Annotated in this window: 21 protein-coding genes; 11 read left to right on the top strand and 10 right to left on the bottom strand. The window is 73.1% G+C overall.

Annotated features, from left to right (window positions below; all coding sequences use genetic code 11):
* Window positions 1-96: 96 nt before the first annotated feature.
* Together IG78_RS0135100 and IG78_RS0135095 are read right to left on the bottom strand one after the other, a co-directional pair.
* Window positions 97-1542, bottom strand: coding sequence for an MFS transporter (locus tag IG78_RS0135100; protein ID WP_037687307.1), 1446 nt, complete (start codon window positions 1540-1542; stop codon window positions 97-99).
* Window positions 1543-1613: 71 nt separating this feature from the next.
* A complete protein-coding gene (locus IG78_RS0135095) occupies window positions 1614-2843 on the bottom strand; it encodes a thiolase C-terminal domain-containing protein (protein WP_051853230.1) in 1230 nt (409 codons plus the stop codon).
* 291 nt (window positions 2844-3134) lie between these two features.
* Between IG78_RS0135095 and IG78_RS0135090 the strand changes: the two genes are divergently transcribed.
* From IG78_RS0135090 to IG78_RS0135070, 5 genes are all read left to right on the top strand, one after another.
* Entirely contained in the window at window positions 3135-4913 is a 1779-nt protein-coding gene (locus IG78_RS0135090; RefSeq protein ID WP_030571604.1) for an MFS transporter, read from the top strand.
* A 413-nt stretch (window positions 4914-5326) separates the two neighbouring features.
* Complete coding sequence (locus IG78_RS0135085) at window positions 5327-5992, top strand: class I SAM-dependent methyltransferase (protein ID WP_030571601.1); 666 nt, start codon at window positions 5327-5329, stop codon at window positions 5990-5992.
* Between the two features lie 9 nt (window positions 5993-6001).
* Window positions 6002-7048, top strand: a complete 1047-nt coding sequence (locus IG78_RS0135080; RefSeq protein WP_030571598.1) for an N-acetylmuramoyl-L-alanine amidase — start codon at window positions 6002-6004, stop codon at window positions 7046-7048.
* Window positions 7049-7311: 263 nt separating this feature from the next.
* A complete protein-coding gene (locus IG78_RS0135075) occupies window positions 7312-8193 on the top strand; it encodes a membrane protein (protein WP_030571595.1) in 882 nt (293 codons plus the stop codon).
* Window positions 8194-8316: 123 nt separating this feature from the next.
* Window positions 8317-9330 carry an LLM class F420-dependent oxidoreductase gene (locus IG78_RS0135070; protein WP_030571592.1) on the top strand — a complete coding sequence of 338 codons (1014 nt, stop codon included), beginning with the start codon at window positions 8317-8319 and terminating at the stop codon, window positions 9328-9330.
* Window positions 9331-9421: 91 nt separating this feature from the next.
* Here IG78_RS0135070 and IG78_RS0135065 read toward each other — a convergent pair whose 3' ends face one another.
* The 3 genes from IG78_RS0135065 to IG78_RS0135055 are packed head-to-tail and all read right to left on the bottom strand — an operon-like array spanning window position 9422 to window position 13021.
* Entirely contained in the window at window positions 9422-10213 is a 792-nt protein-coding gene (locus IG78_RS0135065) for a hypothetical protein (RefSeq protein ID WP_030571589.1), read from the bottom strand.
* On the bottom strand, window positions 10200-11768 hold the full coding sequence (locus tag IG78_RS0135060) for a vWA domain-containing protein (RefSeq protein ID WP_030571586.1): 1569 nt from the start codon (window positions 11766-11768) through the stop codon (window positions 10200-10202). The genes IG78_RS0135065 and IG78_RS0135060 overlap by 14 nt, the downstream gene beginning before the upstream one ends.
* On the bottom strand, window positions 11765-13021 hold the full coding sequence (locus IG78_RS0135055; RefSeq protein ID WP_030571582.1) for a hypothetical protein: 1257 nt from the start codon (window positions 13019-13021) through the stop codon (window positions 11765-11767). Before IG78_RS0135055 ends, IG78_RS0135060 begins: the two co-directional genes overlap by 4 nt.
* 296 nt (window positions 13022-13317) lie before the next feature.
* Here IG78_RS0135055 and IG78_RS43155 point away from each other — a divergent pair, with 296 nt between their 5' ends.
* The gene (locus IG78_RS43155) at window positions 13318-13632 is read left to right on the top strand and encodes a hypothetical protein (protein WP_030571579.1); all 315 of its coding nucleotides are present in this window, start codon (window positions 13318-13320) and stop codon (window positions 13630-13632) included.
* 28 nt (window positions 13633-13660) lie between these two features.
* Here IG78_RS43155 and IG78_RS0135045 read toward each other — a convergent pair whose 3' ends face one another.
* From IG78_RS0135045 to IG78_RS0135035, 3 genes are read right to left on the bottom strand one after another with little or no spacing between them, the layout of a single operon-like run.
* A complete protein-coding gene (locus IG78_RS0135045) occupies window positions 13661-14734 on the bottom strand; it encodes a prenyltransferase/squalene oxidase repeat-containing protein (RefSeq protein ID WP_030571577.1) in 1074 nt (357 codons plus the stop codon).
* Complete coding sequence (locus tag IG78_RS0135040; RefSeq protein ID WP_030571574.1) at window positions 14731-15486, bottom strand: class I SAM-dependent methyltransferase; 756 nt, start codon at window positions 15484-15486, stop codon at window positions 14731-14733. The genes IG78_RS0135045 and IG78_RS0135040 overlap by 4 nt, the downstream gene beginning before the upstream one ends.
* A complete protein-coding gene (locus IG78_RS0135035; RefSeq protein WP_030571573.1) occupies window positions 15480-17000 on the bottom strand; it encodes a glycosyltransferase family 4 protein in 1521 nt (506 codons plus the stop codon). Before IG78_RS0135035 ends, IG78_RS0135040 begins: the two co-directional genes overlap by 7 nt.
* Before the next feature lie 319 nt (window positions 17001-17319).
* Here IG78_RS0135035 and IG78_RS0135030 point away from each other — a divergent pair, with 319 nt between their 5' ends.
* Complete coding sequence (locus IG78_RS0135030; protein ID WP_030571570.1) at window positions 17320-17955, top strand: TetR family transcriptional regulator; 636 nt, start codon at window positions 17320-17322, stop codon at window positions 17953-17955.
* A gap of 194 nt (window positions 17956-18149) precedes the next feature.
* Here IG78_RS0135030 and IG78_RS0135025 read toward each other — a convergent pair whose 3' ends face one another.
* On the bottom strand, window positions 18150-18383 hold the full coding sequence (locus IG78_RS0135025) for a ferredoxin (RefSeq protein WP_030571569.1): 234 nt from the start codon (window positions 18381-18383) through the stop codon (window positions 18150-18152).
* On the bottom strand, window positions 18383-19849 hold the full coding sequence (locus IG78_RS0135020; protein WP_030571566.1) for an aldehyde dehydrogenase: 1467 nt from the start codon (window positions 19847-19849) through the stop codon (window positions 18383-18385). The genes IG78_RS0135025 and IG78_RS0135020 overlap by 1 nt, the downstream gene beginning before the upstream one ends.
* 133 nt (window positions 19850-19982) lie before the next feature.
* Here IG78_RS0135020 and IG78_RS0135015 point away from each other — a divergent pair, with 133 nt between their 5' ends.
* The 4 genes from IG78_RS0135015 to IG78_RS0135000 all read left to right on the top strand — a co-directional run bounded on the left by IG78_RS0135015 (window position 19983) and on the right by IG78_RS0135000 (window position 24564).
* Complete coding sequence (locus IG78_RS0135015; RefSeq protein ID WP_030571563.1) at window positions 19983-21041, top strand: Strvi_7410 family MBL fold metallo-hydrolase; 1059 nt, start codon at window positions 19983-19985, stop codon at window positions 21039-21041.
* Between the two features lie 322 nt (window positions 21042-21363).
* Window positions 21364-22617 (top strand): SCO2321 family membrane protein, encoded by a 1254-nt coding sequence (locus IG78_RS0135010; RefSeq protein WP_030571560.1) that lies wholly within the window; start codon window positions 21364-21366, stop codon window positions 22615-22617.
* Window positions 22614-23324, top strand: coding sequence for an SCO2322 family protein (locus tag IG78_RS0135005; RefSeq protein ID WP_051853228.1), 711 nt, complete (start codon window positions 22614-22616; stop codon window positions 23322-23324). The genes IG78_RS0135010 and IG78_RS0135005 overlap by 4 nt, the downstream gene beginning before the upstream one ends.
* Window positions 23317-24564 (top strand): energy-coupling factor transporter transmembrane component T, encoded by a 1248-nt coding sequence (locus IG78_RS0135000; RefSeq protein ID WP_030571554.1) that lies wholly within the window; start codon window positions 23317-23319, stop codon window positions 24562-24564. The genes IG78_RS0135005 and IG78_RS0135000 overlap by 8 nt, the downstream gene beginning before the upstream one ends.
* Window positions 24565-24566 lie beyond the last annotated feature (2 nt).

Raw genomic sequence — 24566 nt, 5'->3', positions numbered from 1 at the left:
GCCGCCCGGGGGCTGCCGCCCCCGGACCCCCGCCATCGCCTGAACGGCTCGTCCTCAAACGCCGGACGGGCTGAGAACCACCACCCCGGCTCGGCCTCAAGTGCCGGACGGGCTTTCAGCCCGTTCGGCGCGCGGCATCGCGACGAGCACCACCGCCACCGCCCCCGTGAGGAACACCGCGCCCCACAGGAACGCCTGCGCGTAGCCCTCCGCGAGGGCGTGGGCGGTTTCGCGGGTGCCCGTGCGCGCCGCGGCGATCGTGGACAGGACGGCGAGGCCGAGGGAACCGCCCATGGTGCGGGAGGTGTTGATGAGGCCGGCGACCAGGCCCGCGTCGCCGGGGGCCGCGCCGCTGGTGGCGAGGGAGGCGAGGGGGGTGCCCGCGAGTCCGGCGCCGAGCATCATCAGGATGCCGGGCAGCATGATCGAGGTGACGTACGCGCCGCCCGCGTCGAGGACCTGCCACTGCCACACGAACCCGACGGCGGCGACGAGGACGCCGATGACCGTGACGCTGCGCGCCCCCATGATCCGCATGAGGCGGGGTGCGACCTTGGAGCCGACGACCACGCTGACGGAGCTCGGGATCAGGGCGAGTCCGGCCTCCAGGGGGCTGTAGCCGAGGACGTTCTGCGCGTACAGGGTCATGAAGAACCACATGGCGAACATGCCCATGCCGCAGACGAACATGGTGGCGTTGGCCGCGGACACCGACCGCACGCGGAACAGGCCGAGCGGCATCAGCGGTGCCTTGGCGCGGGCCTCGACGGCGAGGAAGGCGGCGATCAGGGCGAGTCCGGCGGCCAGCGGCACCAGTGTCCCGACGGCCGTCCAGCCTGCCGACTCCGTCTGCACGATGCCGTACGCGAGGGTGGCGATGCCGCCGGTCACGAGGACGGCACCGGGCAGGTCGAGGCGGCGCGCCGCCGACGCGCGGCTCTCGGCGATCCAGCGCAGCGCGGCGCCGAGGACGAGGACGCCGACGGGGACGTTGACGAGCAGCACCCAGCGCCAGTTGAGGCCGTCGGTGAGCAGGCCGCCGACGAGGCCGCCCGCGGCGCCGCCGCCCGCTCCGACCGCGGACCAGGTGGCGATGGCCCGCACCCGGGCGGCGCCCTCCGGCACGGCGGACGTGAGGATCGTCAGGGTCGACGGCGCGAGCACGGCCGCCCCGAGGCCCTGCACCGCCCGGGCCAGGAGGAGTTGCCAGCCCTCCTGCGCGAGCCCGCCGGCGAGCGAGGCCAGCGTGAACAGGCCGAGGCCCACCAGGAACATCCGCTTCCGGCCGAACAGGTCTCCCGCTCTGCCGCCGAGCAGCATGAATCCCGCGAAGGCGATGGAGTACGCGTTGACGACCCACTGCAGCCCCGTGGCGCTCAGCCCGAGATCGGTCCGCATCGACGGCAGGGCCACGTTCACGACGGAGACGTCGAGGACGACGAGGAACTGGCCGGCGCAGGCCACGGCCACGACGAGCCACGTCGGCGGGGCGGAACGGCCGGATATCCGGGAGGTCGGGGTGTCGGCGGGGGTCTGCAGCATGCGCCCCATGGTGGCAGCGCAAACATGTCCCGTACATCGGAAAAAAGCGGCAGGGTCCTGGGGCGCGGGACCTAGGTCCTGTCGGCCTGGCCCCTCCTGTCGGCCTGCGCCCCCGGCCGCGTGAGCAACGTCACCACCGCCGCGCCGCCGAGGCCGATGTTGTGGGCGAGGCCCACGCGTGCGCCCTGGACCTGGCGCGGTCCCGCCTCGCCCCGCAACTGCCAGGTGAGTTCGGCGGCCTGGGCGAGGCCGGTGGCGCCCAGGGGGTGGCCCTTGGAGATGAGGCCGCCGGAGGGGTTCACCACCCAGCGGCCGCCGTACGTCGTCGCGCCGGACTCGACGAGCTTGCCCGAATCGCCCTCCTCGCACAGGCCCAGCGCCTCGTAGGTGAGGAGTTCGTTGACGGAGAAGCAGTCGTGCAGCTCGATGACGTCGACGTCGTCGATACCGAGGCCCGCCGCGTCGTAGGCCTGGCGTGCCGCCGCCCTGGACATGGGGCGGCCCACGGCGTCGACGCAACTGCCCGACGCGAAGGACTCCTCGGTGTCCGTCGTCATGGCCTGCGCGGTGATCTCGACGGCGCGCTCCGCGAGGCCGTGCCGCTCCACGAACGCCTCGGAGGCGACCAGGGCCGCCGCCGCGCCGTCCGACGTCGGGGAGCACTGGAGCTTGGTGAGGGGGGCGTGGATCGGCTTGGCGGCGAGGATGTCGTCGACGGTGTACGCGTCCTGGAACTGGGCGAGCGGATTGTGCGTGGAGTGGCGGTGGTTCTTCGCCGCCACCGCCGCGAGCTGCGCGGGCGTGGTGCCGTACCGCTCCATGTGCTCGCGGGCCGCGTTGCCGAAGATCTGGGCCGTGGGCGGTGCGGCCTCGAAGCCGTGGCGGGCGGCCATGACGCCGTAGTGCCGGGCCACGGGGGACGTCGCGAAGTCGCCGTCCCCGCCCCCCGCGCCGAGTGCGCCGCGGCGCATCTTCTCGAAGCCCAGGGCGAGTACGCAGTCGCTCGTGCCGCCCTCGGCCAACTGCCGCGCCAGCATCAGGGCCGTCGAACCGGTGGCGCAGTTGTTGTTGACGTTGTAGACCGGCACCCCGGTCAGGCCCAGTTCGTATGCCGCCCGCTGCCCCGCCGTCGAGGCCTGGAAGCAGTAGCCCGCCACGACCTGCCGCACCCGCGCGTACGGCACCCCGGCGTCGGCGAGGGCTGCGGTGCCCGCCTCCTTGGCCATGTCCCAGTACTGCCAGTCCCGGCTCTCGGGCTTCTCGAACTTCGTCATGCCGACACCGACGAGGTAGCTCTTCACCGCTGGGCTCCTTGGGGGGTGCGGGGGATCTCAGTCCCTCGGCGGGCCGAGGTGCCGTAGCCGCTGCCGGGGCGGGCGCCAGACTAGAACACGTTCCAATCTGACGGAAGGTCAGGGGCATGGCGGACGAGTCAACGGCCGAGTCAATGGAGAGTCAAGAGTTCCTCTGGTTCGACATGCGTAGGAATAGTCGCCCGGGGAGACAGGTTCATGCTGCATGTACCTGCGGGGCCCCGCCCGCCGCGCGCCCGCGGCCCCGCGCCACACCTTCGCCCCGGAGGCCGCACGCCCATGTCCCGAGCGACGACCCATTCCCCTGAGGACGCCGCGGACGCCGCGGCCCGCGCAGCGCGCGGCACCCGCGGCGTCGTCCCCGTCCTCGCCTTCGCGGGCATCGTCGTCGCCGTCATGCAGACGCTGCTCGTCCCCGTCATCAAGGACCTGCCCGCCCTGCTCGGCACCGAGCCCTCCAACGCCACCTGGGTCATGACGTCGACGCTGCTCGCGGGCGCCGTGTCCACCCCGATCATGGGCCGTCTCGGTGATCTCTTCGGCAAGCGGAGGATGCTGCTCACCAGCCTCGCCGTGATGGTCGTCGGCTCCCTGGTGTGCGCGTTCACCGACGATCTGCTCGTGATGATCGTGGGTCGCGCGCTCCAGGGCTTCGCGATGGGTGCGATACCTCTCGGCATCGGTCTGATGCGGGACGAGCTGCCGCGCGAGAAGCTCGGCTCCGCGATGGCCCTGATGAGCTCGTCCATCGGCGTCGGCGGCGGTCTCGCCCTTCCGGCCGCCGCGCTCGTCGCCCAGCACACCGACTGGCACGCGCTGTTCTTCGGGGCGGCGGGCCTCGGCGTACTCGCCATGGCGCTCATCGTCTTCTTCGTACCGGAGAGCCCGCTGCGCGCCCAGGGCACCTTCGACGTGCTCGGGGCCCTCGGTCTGTCCGCGGGACTCGTCCTGTTCCTGCTGCCCATCACCAAGGGCAGCGACTGGGGCTGGGGGTCGGGGCTGACCCTCGGGCTCTTCGCCGCGGCGGCCGTGGTCCTGGTCCTGTGGGGCGTGATGGAACTGCGCCTGACGGCGCCGCTCGTGGACCTGCGCACCACCGCGCGCCGCGAGGTGCTCCTCACCAACCTGGCCTCGATCATGGTCGGGGTCGCCTTGTACGCCATCTCGCTGGTCCTGCCGCAGCTTCTCCAACTGCCCGCGTCCACCGGCTACGGCCTCGGCCAGTCCATGGTCGTCGCGGGGCTGTGCGTGGCGCCGCTCGGCCTGACGATGATGTTCACGGCGCCGGTGTACGCGCGCCTCTCGGCGACGTACGGGCCGAAGAGCACCCTGATCCTGGGCCTGCTGATCATCATGATCGGCTACGGGGCGGGCCTCGGCCTGATGAGCGCCCCCTGGCAGACCATCGTCATCTCGGTGATCGTGGGCGCGGGCATCGGCCTCGCCTACTCCTCGCTGCCCGCCCTGATCATCGGCGCCGTCGACGCCTCCGAGACGGGCGCGGCCAACGGCCTGAACACGCTGATGCGGTCCATCGGTACGTCGGTGTCGAGCGCCGTGATCGGCATGGTGCTCGCCAACACGGCGGACCATGTGGGGAGCGTCGACGTACCGACGATGTCGGGCTTCCGCATCTCCTTCCTCATCGCCACCGGCGCGGTCGCGCTCGGCCTGCTGCTCGCCCTGTTCCTGCCGGGCCGCAGCCGGGCCGTGGCGGAGCAGAAGCCGCAACTGCGGGCAAGCAGCGAGGAGGACGCCCACCTGGAGGCGGCCGAGCGGGCCCTCGGCGGCTTCCGGGGGCGGGTGCTCGGTCCTTCGGGGACGCCGGTCGAGCGGGCCAAGGTCACGCTCATCGACCACCGCGGGCGCCAGGCGGGCGCCGCGCTCACCGACGGCGAGGGACGGTACGCCCTCGCGGTCCCCGCGGGCGGCGCCTACGTCCTGGCCGCGACGGCCGCGGGGCACGCGCCGCACGCGGCATCGGCGACGCACCGGGGCGAGGGATCTCCGGTGGAGGTCGACCTGTCCCTGCCGGGCCCCAGCGAAGTACTGGCCTGAGGCCCTCAACCGCCGCGCGCCGGGTGCCCCCCGTAGGGGGCGCGGGGAACTGCGCGGCCAGCCACGAAACAGCCGCAGACGCATCTGCGGAACCCTCGGCAGAGGCGTCTGCGGCCTTTCACCGGTTGCGCGCGCCGTTCCCCGCGCCCCTCACGGGGCCCCGAAGGGGCGCGGGGAACTGCGCGACCAGCCACGAAACAACCGCAGACACATCTGCGGAACCCTCGGCACACGCGTCTGCGGCCTTTCACCGGTTGCGCGCGCCGTTCCCCGCGCCCCTAACGGGGCCCCCGGGGGGTGAGGGCCGAAGACCACCGCACCCCCCGGGGCCACCATGACGGGGGGTGTGGTGCACCATGGGGCGCCCGCGCAACACGCATCCGCGGGCGCCCGCCCGCCCCGAGGAGGAGCCCATGGCCGTCGCCGAGCCCGGTCCTGACGTTCTCGACGCCTTCGAGGCCGCCAAGGGCTTCATGCCCGTCAAGGAAGGGCTCGCCCTGTACGCGGCGGCGGCCGAGGCCGCGGCGCTCGGGCTGCCGCTCCTGGAGGTCGGCACGTACTGCGGCCGCTCCACGATCCTGCTCGCGGACGCGGCGCGCGCGGCGGGAGTGAGCGTGATCACGGTCGACCACCACCGGGGCAGCGAGGAGCAGCAGCCCGGCTGGGACTACCACGACCCGGGGACGGTGGACCCGGAGATCGGCCGGATGGACACCCTGCCGACGTTCCGCAGGACCCTGCACCGCGCCGGCCTCGAAGACCACGTCATCGCGGTCGTCGGCCGGTCCCCGCAGGTCGCCGCCCTGTGGAACACCCCACTCGGCCTGGTCTTCATCGACGGCGGGCACACGGACGAGCACGCGGGCGCGGACTACGAGGGGTGGGCGCCGCACGTCGCCGACGGCGGGCTGCTCGTCATCCACGACGTGTTCCCCGACCCGGTGGACGAGTGGACCGGGCAGGCCCCGTACCGGATCTACCTCCGTGCCCTGGAATCCGGCACATTCACGGAGATCTCGGCCACGGACTCGCTGCGCGTCCTGCGCCGAACCGGTGTGGCCGCCGGGCGGCGCGGATAGGCTCGCTCCGTGTCGTACGTAGGCCCGGACAGTCAGCCCCCACGCCCGCCCCGCCGCTTCCCCGGCGGCCGCCCGCTCGTGCTAGCCCTCGCCGTCCTGGTGCCGGGCTCCCTCGCGGGCTATCTCCTCTGGGACTCCGCCGGTGACCCGGACGGCGGCAAGCCGGCCGGATCGCTGCCGTCCGCCGGCCGCTCCGAGCAGGGTTCCCCGTCGAAGCCGGGCGGAGCGGACCCGGACGGGTCCGGCAAACCGGCCGGGTCCGGTCAGCCGACCGCGGCCCCGAAGCCGACCGAGGACTCGGAACCGGACGACAGCGGGAAGCCCGGCGGCGGCGACGCGAAGCCGTCCGGCCGCCCCGACGCGGGCCGTCCCGCCGCGTCCGGCCCCCTCAAGGGCAAGGTCGTCGTGATCGACCCGGGCCACAACCCGGGCAACTTCCGGCACACCGCCGAGATCAACCGCCAGGTGAACATCGGGACGAACTCCAAGGAGTGCGACACCACGGGCACCTCCACCAACAGGGGTTACACGGAAGCCCGGTTCACCCTGGACCTGGCCCACCGCCTGCGCGACCAACTGCACCGCGAGGGCGCGACCGTACGCCTCACGCACGACGCCGACCGGCCCTGGGGCCCCTGCGTGGACGAGCGCGCCCGCATCGGCAACAGCGCCCGCGCCGACGCGGTGGTCTCCCTGCACGCGGACGGCTCCGCCGTCGGCAACCGCGGCTTCCACGTCATCCTGCCCGCGACGGTACGGGGCGGCGCCGCGGACACCACGGCCATCGTCGCGCCGTCCCGGGACCTCGGCGAGCGCGTCGCGGGCAGGTTCCTGAGCGCCACCGGGAGCGCCCCCTCCAACTACGTCGGCGGCGGCACCGGCCTGGACACCCGCGGCGACCTCGGCGGCCTCAACCTGTCCAAGGTCCCGAAGGTCTTCATCGAGTGCGGCAACATGCGCGACCCGAAGGACGAGGCACTCCTCACGAGCGGCCGCTGGCGCCAGAAGGCATCCCTCGGCATCGCGAACGGCATCTCGGACTTCCTGCGCGCCTAGGGCCTGTCGCCAACCGCCCTCCGGGCACTTCGCGGGCTATCACCCCATGTCGTGACCTGTTCGACGCCGTCTCGTCACGGGACGGCAACCGCGAGATCTTCACTGAGTGACGATCTTTATCCCGAGCAGACATCCGGGCTGACCGAACGATAGTGTCCTCCCTACGATGAGGGGCCACCCCCGCGCTTCGCGCACCGCGACACGACCGCGACTACGGCGACAGCGACGCCTCCAACAACGAGACGACTGACGAAGGACCTGAAGTGAATTTCCGCTCCCTCACTCGAGGCGACGGCGTGGTGATCGGAGCAGCGGTGTTGCTCTTCATCGCCTCGTTCCTCGACACCTTTGACGGCGGTGGCGACGAAGCGCCGACCGCCTGGGACAACGGCAACCTGCTGATGAGCGTGTACCTCGCCGGCATCATCGGCGCCGTACTCATCGTCGTCGGCCGCGCCATGGGCTCGCAGCGCAAGGTCGCAGGTCTTGACCTCAGCACCTTCGGCATCGGTCTCGCCTTCGCCGCCGCCTGGAGCTCGCTCGGTGCGATCTTCGACACCGGTCAGTCCTACGACAAGTTCATCGAACTCCTCAACAGCAGGTTCGGTGGCGGTGGCGGCGGCGGCGCCGACAGCCCCGACGCCGGTGTCGGCCTCATCCTCGGACTGATCGGCGCCCTGATCCTGGTGGCCGCCGCGATCGCCACGCAGCTCGTCCCCGCCCTCAAGGCCCCCCTCATGGGCGCAGGCGGCCCCGCCGCCCCCGCGCAGCCCTACGGCGGCCAGCCCTCCGGTGGCTACGGCTACCCGGGCGCGCAGGGCGGCCAGCCCGGTCAGCCCTACGGCGCTCAGCCGCCCGCGGCCGCGCAGCCGTACGGCGGCCAGCCGCAGGGTGGTGGCCAGACGCCGCCGCCCGCGCAGGCGCAGCAGGCGGCCGCTCCGGCGGGCGACTTCTCGCCGTTCTGGTTCGCCGTTCCGGTCCCGCGTCCGCTGTACCCGGAGGACGGCTCGCCGACCCCGATCGCGGAACTGGCGCCCGGTACCTGGTACCTGGCCGTGGAGCAGCGCGGCCAGAGCCTGGTGGCGCAGACGCAGGACGGCCGTCGTGGCGTCCTTCAGGACACCACGGGGATCCAGCGCGGCTGAGCCCACGCACCCCGCACGCGGCAACGGCCCCCCGCCCTTCCGGGCGGGGGGCCGTTGCCGTACGGGCCCGCGGCGGCGACACTGGATCTGACGGCACGTCAGTTCTCGTACCGGGGAGGGCGTATGCGGCTCGGTCTCGCGCTCGGCTACTGGGGGCGCGGCCCCGACCCCGGGCAGTTGGCGCTCGTGCGGGAGGCCGAGCGGCTCGGGTACGACTCGGTGTGGACGGCCGAGGCCTGGGGGTCGGATGCCTTCACGCCACTGACCTGGATCGCCGCGCACACCTCGCGCATCCGGCTCGGCACGGCCGTCGCGCAGATGGCGTCCCGCTCCCCCACCACCACCGCGATGCACGCCCTCACCCTCGACCACCTCTCCGGTGGCCGGGTGCTCCTCGGGCTCGGGCTCTCGGGGCCGCAGGTGGTGGAGGGCTGGTACGGCAGGCCGTTCCCGAAGTCGCCGCTCACCGCGACGCGCGAGTACGTGGACGTCGTACGGCAGGTCATCGCGCGGCAGGGGCCCGTGGCCCTCGACGGACGGTTCCACCCGTTGCCGTACGGGGGTGACGACGGCACCGGGCTCGGCAAGCCGCTGAAGTCCATCACGCATCCGCTGCGCACCCGGGTGCCCGTCCTGCTCGGCGCCGAGGGCCCCAGGAACATCGCCCAGACCGCCCGGATCGCGGACGGCTGGCTGCCCCTGTACTGGTCGCCGACCCGCACGGACGTGTACGAGGCGGCGCTCGGCGCGGGACTGCGGCCGGGGTTCATGGTCGCGCCGCTCGTGCGCGCCACGCTCTGCGTCGACGTGGCCGAGGGGCTCCTTCCGGTCAAGGCCATGCTCGGCTTCTACATCGGCGGCATGGGACACTCCGCGCGCAACTTCCACGCCGATCTGATGGGACGGATGGGGTACGAGGAGGAAGCTCGGCACATTCAGGAGCTGTTTCTGGCCGGGCGGCGCGAGGAGGCCGTGCTCGCCGTGCCGGACGCGTTCGCGGACGACATCTCCCTCGTGGGGCCGCGCGAGCGCATCGCCGAACGGCTCGACGCGTGGCGCAAGGGTCCGGTCACGGATCTGCTGGTCCTCGCGCGGGACCCGGGGACGCTGCGGGTGCTGGCCGAGCTGAACGCGTAGCGCGAGTCGGACGCGTAGCTGCCGTACGCCCCGGCTCAGGACCCAGTACCCAACACCAAGCACCCACCGCTCAGCACCCAGCCCCCACCGCTCAGCGGAAGATCGCCACCGCGTCCAGGGTCAGCTCCCCCGCCGCCCGGTTCCAGGTGCGCACCTTGCCCAGGCAGCGGGCCTGGAACTCCCCGCTGAAGTAGTCGTCCTCGTGCAGGAACTCCGCGCGGATGCCGTCCGCGGCGCAGCTTATGCGCACGTGCGCGGGCGGATCGCCGTCGCCGTAGCGCGCCCGCAGCACGACCGCGTCACCGCCGACGCGGCGGGCCGTGAAGCGACCGGTCACGGAGACGAACTCCGACATGACGGCGCTCAGCGGTACCCGCTCGTCGTCACCGCTGTGGCGCAGCGTGTCGGCGAGGGACCGGTTGGGCACGAGACGGCCGGTGGTGAGGTCGGCGTGCACGACGGCGTCCTCGCGCCGCATCGTGTCCAGGAGCAGCCCGATGACGGTGATGGGGGTGTTCTGCTGGACGTAGGTGGTGAAGCGTTCCTTCGTCACGTCACGGCGTGCCTTCGCACCCGCCGCCCCGGTGACCTTCGCCCACAGGCCGTACCCGGACGTCACATTGGTGCGATCGGCCACCTCCTGTTCCAGGGCGGCCGAGAAGCCTCCGGTCTGGTAGAGGTCCATGACGCGCTGTTCGTGCAGGTAGAAGCACATGCCGTGGAAGGTGCGGCGGCGCCGCGCGGCACGCCGCCGCCCCGTCCGCCCGAAGGCCCAGCGCGCCACGGCGTACCGCACGAGGACCGCCACGCACACCGCGGTCGCCAGCCAGACCGTCAGCCACGGCCACCACACGTCCCACCACTTGCCGTCAACGACAGCCACGTATCTCCTTGAACGCCTGGGAGAGAGAAGAGGAGTTGGCGTCCACCATGCGTCCGCCGGTCGCGTCGGCGGCGCGGCGCAGCGCCTTCGCGTCGGCCTCGCCGAAGTGGACGGGGAAGGTCGGTACCGACCGCGCGGCGGGCGCGAGCCGGGCGTGCCGACGGGTGAACTCCGCGTACGAAAGACCCGCGTTGCTCTCGCCGTCCGTCATCAGGACGATCGACAGGGGGCGGCCGGGGTGCTCGCGCAGCGCGTCGGACGCGTTCCTGTAGCCGTGCGCGAGCGCCGACCAGACGGCCGTGTCGTCGCCGAACTTTCCCCCGGCGACGAAGGACTTGAGCGCCCGCAGGTCCTTGTCGCCGCGTACGGTCACCGTGCGCTCGCCCAGGACGCGGCCCGCGAACCGCACCACGGTGAGCCGCTCGCCCCGGTAGAAGCGGGCGAACTTCCCCGCCGCGGACGGGTCCGCGCCACTGAGGTCGGCGAACGCGGCACGCAGCGCGGCCATCCGGGGCCCGCGCATCGACGTCGAGAAGTCGAGCAGGAACACTACGTGGTCACCGGTGTCGCGTCCCGGGGTGCCGTAGTAGTCCATGAGGCGCCGGACGACCTCCGGCCGGTCCGGGTACGAAAGGGCGTTGCCGATGTCCCCGCGCAGCGCGGCGGGGCGCGGCACGTCCTGGCCCACGGGCCGCCGCCAGGTCCGCCGCACGAGGTCGCGCTGCACGTCGTCGCGGCGCAGCCAGTCGACGACCTCGCGGTAGGCCCGGTGCTCACCGGCGTTCAGGAGCAGCAGCGGGAAGTCGGACAGGACCATGCCGTCCTCGGGGTGGACGATCTCCAGGGGCCGCGCCAGCTTCCCGGCCGCGTTCAGGGTGAGCAGCTCCGACTCGTGCGCGATGAGCGCGTCGGCGGCGTCCGGGCGGCGTACGTAGGTGTCGATCAGTTCGCGGGAGCTTGCGCCGGTGAGTGTCTGGCCGGAGCGGAAGCCGCGCAGTTGGTCACAGGACACGTCCTGGGTGCGCAGCGCCCGGCCGGTGCCCGCGGCGGCCGTGGCGACGCCCACGAGCGCGGCCCGCCCGGTGTCGCTGCGCCGCGGGTCGGCCATGCCGAAGCGCAGAGACCCCTCGGCGGCGGCGTCCGCGATGTCCGCCCAGGTGAGCCGCCCGCCGGGCACGCCCCGGCGCAGCCGGTCCGCGGTGTCCCGGGTCAGGCCGACGACCACCGGGGACCGCATGACCGCCGTGGACTCGGGCCTGGCCGCAGGCTCGCCGGACGCGCCGAGCCGCAGCAGATACGAGCGGTCGGTGGCGGGCCAGGCGAGGTCGTAGCCGTCGAGCGGCCCGGACAGATCGGGGGTGGCCTTGTAGTCCAGCTTCAGTTCGACGCCGGTGTCGTCCTTCAACTCGTCGAGGAGTGGCTCCATGTCGACGAGTTCGGGGCTGGCGAGGACCCGCAGGGTGTGCGGCTCGGAGTCCTTCGTGCAGCCGCTGAGCAGCGCGGCGAGCAGCAGCAGGGCGAGGGCGAGCGCCGGCTGCCGCAGGCGCGCGGTCACCTCGGCCCGTCCTGGCCGGGCGGCGGGCAGTTGCCCACGTGGTTGATGATCCGCTCCAGGGCGGCCAGGTCCGGGGCGTCCACCTTCGTCTGGTCCGGGTTGGGCGTCGGCACCTGCACCTCGTGCTCGCGCAGATACGCGTTGAGCTGCTCGCTGGTGCCGTCCTCGCCGGAGAAGCGGACCCGGAAGCCGAGTTCGATGGCGCGGCGGCGCAGGTCCGCGTCGGTCTCCATCAGGGTGGTGAGCCGGTCGCCGTCGTCGTTGAGGGAGATCAGCTCGGGCTCGGTGAGGGCGTGCGGGGACGGGTAGAGCAGGACGCGCCTGCGGTCCTGCTCGCCGTGCTTCTTCTGGTGGTCCACCTGGTGCTTCAGGAACTGGTGCTCATAGATGAGCGAGACCGGCGCGATGGCCTCGCCCTCGTCGGAGAAGTAGCTGTCGGCCTGCTCGTCCGCGGCCATGCCCTGAAGGTTGATCAACGGCTTGACCTGGGCGGCGACATCGAGGACCGGGTCGCCCGCGGTCCGCCGTGCGGGCCGGTTGCGGCGCTCCGTGCCGGGCGCCTGGTTGTCGTTCTTCACGAAGGCGAGGATGCTCAGATACGTTCCCGCGGCGTTGGACTCGCAGACGCTGGAGGTGCGGACGAGGACGCGGCCGTCGTTGCTGCGCCGGGAGTGGGCGGTGAAGTCGATGCCGTTCCAGGTCTCCTCGTCCTCGATCAGCCGCATGAACCCCCGCATGTCGAGGTCGTAGTACAGCGTCTCGCCGCCGCCCGGGGGCCGCTGCGGGCGCGCCACGCCCGCCGCGACCAGCGTGCGCGCGTAGTCCCTGAACGTACCGAGCACCAGCGGGGTGACGAACGGCCGGGCCGCCTTCACCGACCGCTGCTGCCGCTGCCTGATCAGCCTCGCGGCGGGCTGTCCTGAGGGGAACACCACGTCCATGCCGCGCAGCGACTGGGTGGCGATGCCGCGCGAGCCGAGACGGTGGATGTCGACGCGTATCCCGTGCTTCAGGAGCAGCCGCCGGACCTCGGGGTCCTTGAAGTAGTCGGACTTGGAGGCCATCTTGCCGTCGACGGTGGTGATGCGGTCGAAGGGGCGCAGGGTGTTGCCCGAGACCAGCAGGGCGATCAGGCCCGCGAGGGCGAGGGGCATCGCGGCGACGACGTGCAGCGGGTAGCGGGGGCGGCGCCGGGTGGGCAGGCGTGTGGTCAGGCGGGGCTCTTCGGTGGGCGGTCGCGGGTCGTCGGACACCGGGCTCTCCTGCCTGTGACGAGGGCAGGATCATCGGCGACGACGGCGACTTCTCTCCCCAGGAATCACCAACTCCGGGTGAACACAAGTGAAATGACAGGCCGTCAGCCGGGTCTGGCCGCTTCGGGAGTCAGCCCTTGGCGGGCCGCGGCGGCCGGTGCGGAGGAGAACACGGAGACCTCCCGGAGGGGACGGGGACGGCTTTCCCCGCAGCAGCCTCGCCCGGGGCCCGCCACCCCGCCGGCCGGGCGCCCCCGTCCGGGTTTCAACGGCGCCGGGCCAGGTACCCGGTACCCATGTCTCCCCTGACACGAGGCACCACCCGGCGTTCGACCAACGGCAGCGACGGAGCGGCGCGGATCATCGTCCTCGTCGCCGACGTGATGGCCGCCATCCTCGTCCTGTGGATCCTGATGGACCTCCTGGACGCGAACCGCGGCAACGACCTGGTGCAGTTCGTGCACGACGTGGCCCGCTGGCTGGCGGGCTGGTCGCACGACCTGTTCACCTTCGACGAGCGATGGGCTCGGGTCGTGTGCGGGTACGGCCTGGCGGCGGTGGTGTACGCCGTCGTGGGGCACGCCGTCGCGGGCAAGCTGCGCCGGTACTGAGCCGGGCGCCGGGCGCCGCGCCCGGCGGCTAGGCGCAGCAGTCCGGGTCCAGTCCGGCGGGCAGCTCCTCGCCCGAGAACACCGCGCAGGTGGCGTCGTCGCCGCCGAGCGCGGCCACCGCGAGCAGCAGTGAACCCGCCGTCCACGTGGTGAGTTCGACCGGCCAGATCGCCGCGTCCTCGAAGACGTAGCCCGTCCAGTACAGACCGGACTCCGCGTCCCGCAGGTGCTGGATGGACTTGAGGATGTCCAGGGCCCGGTCGGACTCGCCGAGGACCCACAGGGCGATGGCGAGTTCGGCGCTCTCGCCGCCGGTCACCCACGGGTTGGGGTGCACGCAGCGCACGCCGAGTCCTGGCACCACGAAGCGGTCCCAGCCCTCCTCGATGCGGGACTTGGCCTCGGCGCCGGTGAGGGCGCCGCCGAGGACCGGGTAGTACCAGTCCATCGAGTAGCGGTCCTTGTCGAGGAAGCGCTCGGGGTGCCTGCGGACGGCGTGGGCGAGGGCGCCCGTGGCCAGTTCCCAGTCCAACTGCGGGTCGTCGCGCAGCTCCGCGAGGGCGAGGGCGCAGCGCAGCGCCTGGTACACGGACGAGGAGCCGGTGAGGAGCGCGTCCGTGACGGCGGTGCCGTCGGGTTCACGCTTCCAGCCGATCTGGCCGCCGGGCTGCTGGAGCGCGAGGACGAACTCCACGGCCGCCACGACCACCGGCCACATGCGGTCGACGAACGCCTCGTCGCCGGTGCTCAGGTAGTGGTGCCAGACGCCGACGGCCACGTACGCGCAGAAGTTGGTCTCGCGGCCGTGGTCGGTGACGGCGTCCGCTTCGCCGTCGGCGTACGCCGCGTACCAGGAGCCGTCCGTGTTCTGGTGCCGGGCAAGCCACTCGTAGGCGCGGGCGGCCGCCGCGTGCTCGCCGGCCGCGTCCAGGGCCATGGCGGCCTCGGTGTGGTCCCAGGGGTCGAGGTGGTGGCCGCGGAACCAGGGGATGGCGCCGTCCTCGCGCTGCACGGCGAGGATGCCGCGGACCGTCGCCATCGCCTGATCGGCCGTCAGAACGCCCGGCAGGACCAGGTGTTCGGTGCGCTCGGGACTCGTCACGCCCCGGCCTTCGCGTCGGCGGGCGCCGCCCCACTGGGCAGGTGCGGCTTCGTCGCGTACGCCACGAAGCTCTTGCCGATCAGCGGGTTCAGGGCCTGCTCGGCGACCTTCGTCGCCAGCGGCTTCTTCATGATGTCCCAGACGAGCAGCTTGTGGTACGCCCGCACCGGCAGCGCTTTGTCGTTGTCGACGCCGAAGGCGCACTTGAGCCACCAGTACGGTGAGTGCAGCGCGTGCGCGTGGTGGGTGCCGTACGGCTTGAGGCCCGACTCCCGCATCCTGGTGAGGAGTTCGTCCGCCTTGTAGATCCGGATGTGGCCGCCCTCGACCTCGTGGTAGGCGTCGCTGAGCGCCCAGCACACCTTCTCCGGGCCGTAGCGCGGCACGGTGACCGCTATCCGGCCACCCGGCTTGAGCACCCGCACCATCTCCACGAGCACGCCCTTGTCGTCGGGGATGTGCTCCATCACCTCGGAGATGATCACGACGTCGAAGGACTCGTCGGGGAAGGGCAGGTTCAGCGCGTCGCCCTCCATCGCGGTGGCCGTCGCGCCCGCCGGCGCCTCACCGGCCTCCTTCATCGCCGCGAACCACTTGGCGACCTCGCGGATCTCCTCGCCGTTCTGGTCGAGCGCGACGACCCGGGCGCCGCGCCGGTAGCACTCGAAGGCGTGCCGCCCTGCCCCGCACCCCAGATCCAGGACCCGGTCCCCCGGTGCCAGCGGGAAGCGGGTGAAGTCGACGGTCAGCACGGGGTCCTGCTTCCTTCGGGCGTGGGCGCCAGGGCGGGGGACTTGGAGGTGGGGTGCCCGGGGCCGCCGGGCGCGGGGCCGGGGTCTTCCGTGGCCGCGGCGCCTGCGGGGCGGGCGGGGCCGGTGCCCGTCGGACGGGCCGGGCCGCTGCCCGCCGCGCGGGCGGTTGCCGCTTCGCGGGCGATCGCCTCGCGGTAGCGTTCCACCGTGCCCTGTGCGGCCCGGGCCCAGGTGAACTTCCTGAGGACCCGCTCCCGGCCCGCCGCGCCGAGGCGGGCCCGCAGCGCGGGGTCGCCGAGGAGGCGGTTCAGGCCCGCGGCCAGGGCCTCCGCGTCGCCGGGGGGCACGGCTACGCAGGTCTCGCCGTCGGTGCCCGCCACCTCGGGGATGGCGCCGCCGGTCGTGGCGAGCAGCGGCGTGCCCGTCGCCATCGCCTCCGCGGCGGGCAGCGAGAACCCCTCGTACAGGGAAGGCACACAGGCGATCTGCGCGGAGCGGACCAGGTCGACGAGTTCCTCGTCGGTGATGCCCTTGACGAAGTCGACGGCGTCACCGAGGCCGTAGCGGTCGATGGCGGCGGCGACGGGGCCGTCCTCGGCGCGCTTGCCGACGACGACGAGGTGCGCGGCCGGGTTCTCGGTACGGACCTTCGCGAGGGCCTCGACGAGGTGGACGAGGCCCTTCAGCGGGACGTCGGCGCTCGACGTCGTCACGATCCGCCCCGGCACCTCGGCGACCGAGGGGTCCGGCGAGAAGAGGTCGGTGTCGGCGCCGATGTGCACGACGTCGATCCGGTCGGGCCGTACGCCGAGGTGGTCGACGATCTCCTGACGTGACGTACCGGAGACCGTGAGGACCGAGGACAGTCTGCGCGCGACCCGCTTCTGCATCCGTGTGAACGCGTACCACCGGCGCACGGAGACGCGGCGCTTCCAGTCGGGGGCGGCGTCGAGGTCCAGGCGGCGGTCGACGGTGATGGGGTGGTGGATGGTCGTCACCAGCGGGGCGCCCAGGTCGCCGAGGAGGCCGTACCCGAGCGTCTGGTTGTCGTGCACGACGTCGAACTCACCGCGCCGGGCGCGCAGATGGCGGCGGGCCCGCAGGCTGAAGGTGACGGGCTCGGGGAAGCCGCCGGTCCACATCGTCGCCACTTCGAGGGCGTCGATCCAGTCGCGGTACTCATCGCGCTTGGGGGTGCGGAAGGGGTCAGGTGAGCGGTAGAGGTCCAGGCTCGGCAGCTCGGTGAGGCCGAGTCCGGCGAGGTCCTCGCCCTCGTCGAGCACGGGGTAGGGCTGTGCGCCGATGACCTCGACGCGGTGGCCGAGCCGGACGAGCTCGCGCGAGAGGTGCCGTACGTAGACGCCCTGGCCGCCGCAGAACGGGTTCCCCTTGTACGTGAGGAGCGCGATGCGCAGCGCGGTCCCGCCGTCGGCGGCCGTTCCGGCCGGTACCCGCGGCGACGTGCCCGGCACCGCCCCCGGAAGGGGACCCGCCTCCATGGCCTCAGCGGTCACTCTCGGCCCCCTTCTGCCTTCAGTTGTCCGCGAGATTACGCCGGGACGGTAATGTAGAACAAGTTTCAGACTTGTTCCTGTTCATGATCGCCCTTGATCGCCGGACCCGCTCGAATCTACCGGCAGGTAGCCGGGCGGGAAGGCCCCGGAACAGGTGATTCGCGCCACGGCGGCCGTGCTGCCATGCTGTGCGGTCCCGCGGGCGGGCCCGTACGGTGGGCGGGCCCTGCGGGGCGGGCCCTGCGGGGCGGAGCATGCGGGCGGCCCTGCGGGGCGACAGGACTGACGGGGCGAACGGGACCGACGGGGCGACGGAACTATGACTGCTGACGCGAGAACGGCCGGAGCGAGCGCGACAGATCCGGCCTCGCCGCCCCTCACCGAACGCCAGGAGGCCCGGCGCCGCCGCATCCTGCACGCGAGCGCCCAACTGGCCAGCCGCGGCGGCTTCGACGCCGTCCAGATGCGGGAGGTCGCCGAGGCCGCGGGCGTCGCCCTCGGCACGCTCTACCGCTACTTCCCGTCGAAGGTGCATCTGCTCGTCGCGACGATGCAGGACCAGTTGCAGCACATGCACACCACCCTGCGCAAGCGCCCCCCGGCCGGTGAGCGCCCCGCCGAGCGGGTGGCGGAGACGCTGATGCGGGCCTTCCGGGCGCTGCAGCGCGAGCCGCACCTCGCGGACGCGATGGTGCGCGCCCTGACGTTCGCCGACCGGTCGGTGAGCCCCGAGGTGGACACCGTCTCGCGGCTCACCACCACGATCATCCTGGACGCCATGGGCCTGGCAGGGCAGCCGACGCCCGCGCAACTCTCCGCCGTGCGGGTCATCGAGCACACCTGGCACTCCGCCCTGATCACCTGGCTGTCCGGGCGCGCCTCGATCGCCCAGGTCAAGATCGACATCGAGACGGTGTGCAGGCTGATCGACCTGACGGCGCCCGAGACGCCGTAGCAGGCCGGGCCCGGGCCCCTCAAAAGACCCGCCCCCGGGCGCCCCGAAAGGGGCGCGAGGAACTGCGCGCCCAGCCCAAGAAAAGCCGCAGACGCATCTGCCCACTGACCCAGCAGACGCGCCTGCGACTTATCGCTGCTTGCTCGCGCAGTTCCCCGCGCCCCTGGCGGGGCCAAGGCACCCCCCGGAGGGCCTCACTCCTCCGGCGGGAACACCACTTCCCCGCTGCCGACCAGCGAGATGGTGATGGCCTCCACCGGGCACCCCTCGGCCGCCTCCAGGATCTCCTCGGCGGCGTCGGCCTCGGGCCGCGCGGGGTGCGACTGGCGGGCGGAGTCGAGGGTGAAGCCGGCCGGTGCGGTGCTCACGCACATCCCGGAGCCGATGCACACCGACCGGTCGACCTCGACGTGCCAGCGGTCGCCCATCAGGCACCGCCCGGCTCGTACCCGGCGGGCAGATGGATCATCTTGTGCTCGAAGTACTCGCCGTACCCCTCGGGCCCGAACTCCCGCCCGAGGCCGGAGTTCTTGTAGCCGCCGAAGGGCCCCAGCATGTCGAGGCTGAAGGTGTTCACGGAGTACGTGCCGGTCCGCACCCGGCGGGCCACGTCGATGCCGCGCTCGACGTCGGCGGTCCACACGCTGCCGCTGAGCCCGTAGTCCGAGTCGTTCGCGATCCGCACGGCCTCGTCCTCGTCGCCGTACGGGAGCAGACAGATGACGGGCCCGAAGATCTCCTCGCGGGCGACGCGCATGGAGTTGTCGACGCCGCCGAACAGCGTCGGCTCCACGTACCAGCCCCGGTCGAACCCGGCCGGACGCCCGCCCCCGGCCAGGATCTTGGCGCCCTCCTCCTGTCCGATCCGGATGTAGTCGAGGGAGCGGCGCTGCTGCCGCTCGGCGACGAGGGGCCCGAGTTCGGTGGCGGGGTCCAGGGGGTCGCCGACCTTCAGGGCGTTCGCGGCGGCTGCGAAGCCCTCGGCGAACTCGTCGTAGCGGGTGCGCGGGACGAGGATGCGGGTCTGGGCCACGCACGCCTGCCCGTTGATCATCCACGCGAAGGGCACGATCCCGGCCACGGCACCCGCGGCGTCGGCGTCCGGCAGGATCACCGCGGCCGACTTGCCGCCGAGCTCCAGGGTGACGCGGGTGAGGTTGCGGGCGCAGACCTCCATGACGCGCTTGCCCGCGGCGACGGAACCGGTGAAGGAGACCTTGTCGACACCCGGGTGCCCGACCAGGTACTCACTGACCTCCCGGTCGGCGCAGACGATCGAGAGCACCCCCTCCGGCAGCCCCGCCGCCGCGACGATCTCGGCGAGGATGTAGGCGTCGAGCGGCGCCTCCGGCGAGGTCTTCAGGACCACCGGGCAGCCGGCGAGGAGGGCGGGCGCCAGCTTGGCCGCGGCGGTGAACTGCGGGACGTTCCACGGGACCACGGCCGCGACGACGCCGACGGGCTCACGCCGCACGAGGATCGGCCCGAGCACCCCGGCCCGCGCCTCCTCGTACACGAACCCGCGTGCCGTCGTGATCGCCGCGTCCCACACCATCATCGCGGACAGGGCCTGCACCATCACGGACGAGGTGAACGGGGTGCCGTTCTGGGAGCTGATGACGCGGGCGACCTCCTCGTGCCGCACCGCGAGCCCGTCCTTGATCTTCGCCACGACCTCGATCCGCTCGTCGAGCGTCATACGCGGCCAGGGCCCCTCGTCGAAGGCCCGGCGCGCGGCGGCGACGGCCCGGTCGACGTCCGCCGCCGCGGCGTGCGGCACCCGCGCGAACACCTCACCGGTGTGCGGCGAGACCACCTCGATGACGTCCTTGCCGAGCGGGTCCGTCAACTTCCCGCCGATGAACAACTGTCCGTGTTCCACGAGCTCGGTCATGACCGACTGCCCTCCTGTGGGACGCCCGCCGCACTTTCTGACGTTGTTTCAGAACTGATATCAGTTCTAGTTATAGTGGGCAATGGCCTTGCCGCAGCACCCAGTTGAGCCGACCAGGAAAGCGGGGAAGCGGATGGCGCAGGCGATCGGCGCGCTGGTGAGTGCGCACGGGGGCGGGGTGTGGAGCATTCGCGTGCCCATCCCGGACAACCCGCTCGGCCACACCCTCGTGTATCTGCTCGACACCGACAGCGGGCCCGTCCTGGTCGACACCGGCTGGGACGACCCGGCGTCCTGGGACACCCTGGTCGCGGGCCTCGCCGAGTGCGGTGCCGCCGTCGCGGACGTGCGGGGTGTCCTGATCACGCACCACCACCCGGACCACCACGGCCTCTCCGCGCGGGTCCGGGACGCCTCCGGGGCCTGGATCGCCCTGCACGAGGCGGACGCGCACGTGGTCAGGCGGACCCGGGAGTATCCGCCCGCGCGCTGGTACGACTACATGGCGGACAAGCTCACCGCCGCCGGCGCCCCCGCGGCGCACGTCGCCCCCCTGCTCGCCGCGCGGGACGCGGGCCGCACCCCGAATCTTCCCTCCCTCGCCCTGCCTGACCGCACGATCACCCCCGGTGAACTCCTCGACCTGCCAGGACGCAGGCTGCGTGCCATCTGGACGCCCGGCCACACACCGGGCCACGTCTGCCTGCACCTGGAAGAGGACCACCCGGCCGGGCTCCGGGGCAGCGGGCGGCTCTTCTCCGGCGACCATGTGCTCCCCGGCATCACCCCGCACATCGGCCTGTACGAGGACCCCGACGACACCACCGTCACCACCGTCACCGATCCCCTCGGCGACTACCTCGACTCGCTCGAACAACTGGGGCGGCTCGGTGTGGCGGAGGTGCTGCCCGCCCATCAGTACGCGTTCCCCGGCGCCCGTGCCCGCGTACGGGAACTCCTCACCCACCACGAGCAGCGCCTCGACGGCCTGTGCGCCCTGCTCACCGAACCCCGCACGCCGTGGCAGCTCGCCGAGCGCATGGAGTGGAACAGGCCCTGGGCCGACATCCCGTACGCGTCGCGCAACATCGCCGTGTCGGAGGCCGAGGCCCATGTCCGGCGCCTGGTGAAGCTCGGCCGGGCGGAGGCCGTGCTCGGCCCCGGGCCCGTCGCGTACACGGCGACGGAGTAGCCGGGCCGCCGCCGGCGCGAGCGCGGGCCCTGTGCCGGGCCCGGGGTGGCCGCGTACGGGCCGGTAGAGTGGGCGGGTCGTCATCATGCGTGAACGAGGGAAAGCCGGTGCGAATCCGGCGCTGACCCGCAGCCGTGTCCCGGCACGGGAGCCGAGAGGCGCCCGGCACGGGAAGCCGGAATGCCTCGTCCGCCGCATGACCGGCTCGTGTCATCGGGACCGCCGATGGCCGGCACCGTCGAGGTATACGGAGCCGGAGCCGCCCGGTGCCCACCCGTGCCGTGCCGCCCGGCTCCCCGCAGGGAGAGGCACCCGCCGCATCATGAACGTTCGCCGCAGCGCAGTCGCCCTGGCCGTGGCCGTCGCCGCCCTCGGCACCGCCGCCGCCCCGGCCGCTCTCGCCGACGACGCCTCACCGTCGCCCGCGGGCCCGCTGCCGTCCGGCCTCTACGGCAAGAAGGACCCGCAGTTCGACGGCGTGTTCCGGCAGTCGTACGCCCTCCTCGCGCAGAAGACCACGGGCGTCACCCCGGCGGCGAAGGCCGTCGACTGGCTCACCGGCCAGCAGTGCGCGAGCGGCGGCTTCGCCGCGTACCGCGCCGACGCGAGCGAGCCGTGCGGCTCCAAGACGCAGGTCGACTCGAACTCCACCGCCGCCGCCGTGCAGGCCCTCGCCGCGCTCGGCGACCAGGGCAAGTCCGCGCAGACCGTGAAGAAGAGCATCGGCTGGCTGAAGTCCGTGCAGAACCAGGACGGCGGCTGGGGCTACAACCCGGGTCTGCCCAGCGACGCCAACTCCACCGGCATCGTCGTCGGCGCCTTCGCCGCCGCCGGTGAGAAGCCGGCCGCCGTGAAGTCCCAGAAGGGCAAGTCGCCCCTGGACGCCCTCGCGAAGCTCGCCATGGACTGCGGCAAGGACGGCGGTGCCTTCGGCCTCGCCGACGCCAAGTCCGGCAAGCTCACCCCGAACGCCGACGCCACCGCGGCCGGTGTGCTCGGCGGCCTCGGCAAGGGCCTGCTCCTCGACAAGAAGGCCGGCGAGAAGGCGGACGAGAAGGCGGACGCCGCGCCCAAGTGCGCGAAGCCGGACGACGCGGCGCAGGCCGCGCGGAACGGCACCGGGTACCTCCTCAAGACCCTCGCCGAGTCCGGCCACCTCACCTCCTCGCTGCCCGGCGCCGACGACAAGCCGGACGTGGGCAACACCGCGGACGCCGTCGTAGCGCTCGCCGCCGCCGGTCAGCAGGACCAGGCGAAGAAGTCGGCCGAGTGGCTGGCGGAGAACTCCGCCGCGTGGGCCAAGGACAGCGGCCCCGCCGCGTACGCGCAGCTCATCTTCGCCGCCCGTGCCGCGGGCATGGACGCCCGCGACTTCGGCGGCGCGAACCTCGTCGAGCAGCTCACCGCGCAGGGCCCGAAGCCCCAGGCCGTGGACGCGGGTGACGAGGCGGGGAACAAGGACGAGAAGGACGACTCCTCCGGCGTCAACGTCTGGTGGATCGTCGGCATCGGTCTGGTCGCGGGCATCGGCATCGGCATCCTGTTCAGCGGCCGCAAGAAGAAGAACACGCTGTGAGCCCGCGCCGCCCCGGGCGCGGCCCGCGCACGGCGGCCGCCGCGCTCGCCACTTTCCTGACGGTGCTCGTCGCCCTCCTGGCCGCGAGCCCCGCGCAGGCCGCCGACTACCGCTACTGGTCGTTCTGGCAGCAGGACAAGGGCGGCGCGTGGGTGTACGCCACGCAGGGTCCCTCCGTCGCGCGGCCCGACGACGGCGACGTGGAGGGCTTCCGGTTCGCGGTGTCAGCCGACTCGGGCAGCGCCATGAAGCCGCGCGGCGCCGCCGACTTCGACGCGATCTGCGCGGACACGGCCGATCGCGACGGCCGCAAGCGGATCGCGGTCGTCGTCGACTTCGGCACGCCGGGCGACGCGCCCGGGGGCGAGACGCCCCCGAAGACGCGTACGGCGTGCGCGCGGATCGGCTCCGACGGCACCACCGCCGACGCCCTCGCCGCCGTCGCCAAGCCGCTGCGCTACAACAGCGACGCGCTGCTGTGCGCCATCTCCGGCTACCCGAGGAAAGGCTGCGGCGAGCAGGTCTCCGGCAAGGAGTCGGCGGGCGAGGAGTCCGCGGGCGAGCGGGACAGCACCGCGGCGGGCAGCTCCGCGGCGGACAGCTCCGAGGGCGACGGCGGGCCCTCCGTCGGCCTGCTCGCCGGGATCGCGGCCGTCGTCGTGCTCGGTGCCGCCGCCGTCTGGCAGGCCCGCCGCCGCCGTGGCTGACGCGGCCCCCCTCCCGCGCGTCCGGCGGCGCCGCGTCGCCCCGCAGGCGCACCGGTCGAACGCCCTGCACCCGGGAGCCTGGTGGCTGTGGGCGCTCGGCCTCGCCACGGCCGCGTCCCGCACCACCAATCCGCTCCTGATCGGGCTGCTCATCGGCGTTGCCGGCTATGTCGTCGCCGCCCGCCGCACGTCCGCGCCGTGGGCCCGCTCCTACGGCGCGTTCGTGAAGCTCGCCCTCGTCGTCATCGGCATCCGCCTGGTCTTCGCGATCGTCCTCGGCTCGCCGATCCCCGGTACGCACCTCATCGTCACGCTGCCGGAGGTACCGCTGCCGGACTGGGCGCAGGGGGTGCGCATCGGCGGCCGGGTGACCGCGGAGGGCGTGGTGTTCGCGCTGTACGACGGGGTGCGCCTGGCGGGCCTGCTGATCTGCCTCGGCGCCGCCAACGCCCTGGCCAGCCCGGCCCGGCTGCTCAAGTCGCTGCCGGGTGCGCTGTACGAGGTCGGGGTCGCCGTCGTCGTGGCGATGACGTTCGCGCCGAACCTGATCGCCGACGTGCAGCGGCTGCGGTCCGCCCGGCGCCTTCGCGGGCGCCCCGACCGCGGGGTGCGGGGGCTGCTCCAGGTGGGCCTGCCCGTCCTGGAGGGCGCCCTGGAGCGCTCCGTCGCGCTGGCCGCCGCGATGGACGCGCGCGGCTTCGGCCGCACCGCCGCGGTGCCCGCCCGGGTGCGCAGGACGACGGCGGTACTGACGCTCGGCGGCCTGATGGGGGTCTGTGCGGGGACGTACGGACTGCTCACCGCGGACGGCACGACGTACGGCCTGCCGGTGCTCGGCATCGGCACCGCCGCCGCGCTCGGCGGCCTGTGGCTCGGCGGCCGCCGCTCGGTGCGCACCCGCTACCGGCCGGACCGGTGGGGGTGGCGCGCCTGGCTCGTCGCCGGGTCGGGCGCCGCCGTGGCCGCCCTGATGATCGCGGCGAACTCGGGCGACGCGGGGGCCCTGCACCCCGGGGTCGTCCCGCTGATCGCCCCCGAGCTGCCGCTGCTGCCCGCCGCCGCGGTCCTGATCGGGCTGCTTCCTGCGTTCGTGGCACCGGTACCGCCGCCCGCGGAGGCGCCGGTGCGCGAACGCCACCGTCCCCGCACACCCCGTACGCCATGCACACCCCGCGTACCGCGTACGTCCCGCACATCCCGTACGTCCCGCACATCCCGTACCGAGGAGAACCCCTCATGACC

The sequence above is a fragment of the Streptomyces aureocirculatus genome, assembly GCF_000720475.1.
In the GTDB taxonomy this organism is placed as follows: Bacteria; Actinomycetota; Actinomycetes; order Streptomycetales; family Streptomycetaceae; genus Streptomyces; species Streptomyces aureocirculatus.
This window is presented reverse-complemented; position numbering and strand designations above follow the sequence as displayed.

Bases quoted from the DNA above. Each gene is read 5' to 3' on its own strand.
- IG78_RS43155 (WP_030571579.1), top strand. From the start codon at position 13,318: ATGTCTCCCCTGACACGAGGCACCACCCGGCGTTCGACCAACGGCAGC.
- IG78_RS0135020 (WP_030571566.1), bottom strand. From the start codon at position 19,849: ATGACCGAGCTCGTGGAACACGGACAGTTGTTCATCGGCGGGAAGTTG.
- IG78_RS0135085 (WP_030571601.1), top strand. From the start codon at position 5,327: ATGGCCGTCGCCGAGCCCGGTCCTGACGTTCTCGACGCCTTCGAGGCC.
- IG78_RS0135010 (WP_030571560.1), top strand. From the start codon at position 21,364: ATGAACGTTCGCCGCAGCGCAGTCGCCCTGGCCGTGGCCGTCGCCGCC.
- IG78_RS0135030 (WP_030571570.1), top strand. From the start codon at position 17,320: ATGACTGCTGACGCGAGAACGGCCGGAGCGAGCGCGACAGATCCGGCC.
- IG78_RS0135025 (WP_030571569.1), bottom strand. From the start codon at position 18,383: ATGGGCGACCGCTGGCACGTCGAGGTCGACCGGTCGGTGTGCATCGGC.
- IG78_RS0135100 (WP_037687307.1), bottom strand. From the start codon at position 1,542: ATGCTGCAGACCCCCGCCGACACCCCGACCTCCCGGATATCCGGCCGT.
- IG78_RS0135015 (WP_030571563.1), top strand. From the start codon at position 19,983: ATGGCGCAGGCGATCGGCGCGCTGGTGAGTGCGCACGGGGGCGGGGTG.
- IG78_RS0135090 (WP_030571604.1), top strand. From the start codon at position 3,135: ATGTCCCGAGCGACGACCCATTCCCCTGAGGACGCCGCGGACGCCGCG.
- IG78_RS0135070 (WP_030571592.1), top strand. From the start codon at position 8,317: ATGCGGCTCGGTCTCGCGCTCGGCTACTGGGGGCGCGGCCCCGACCCC.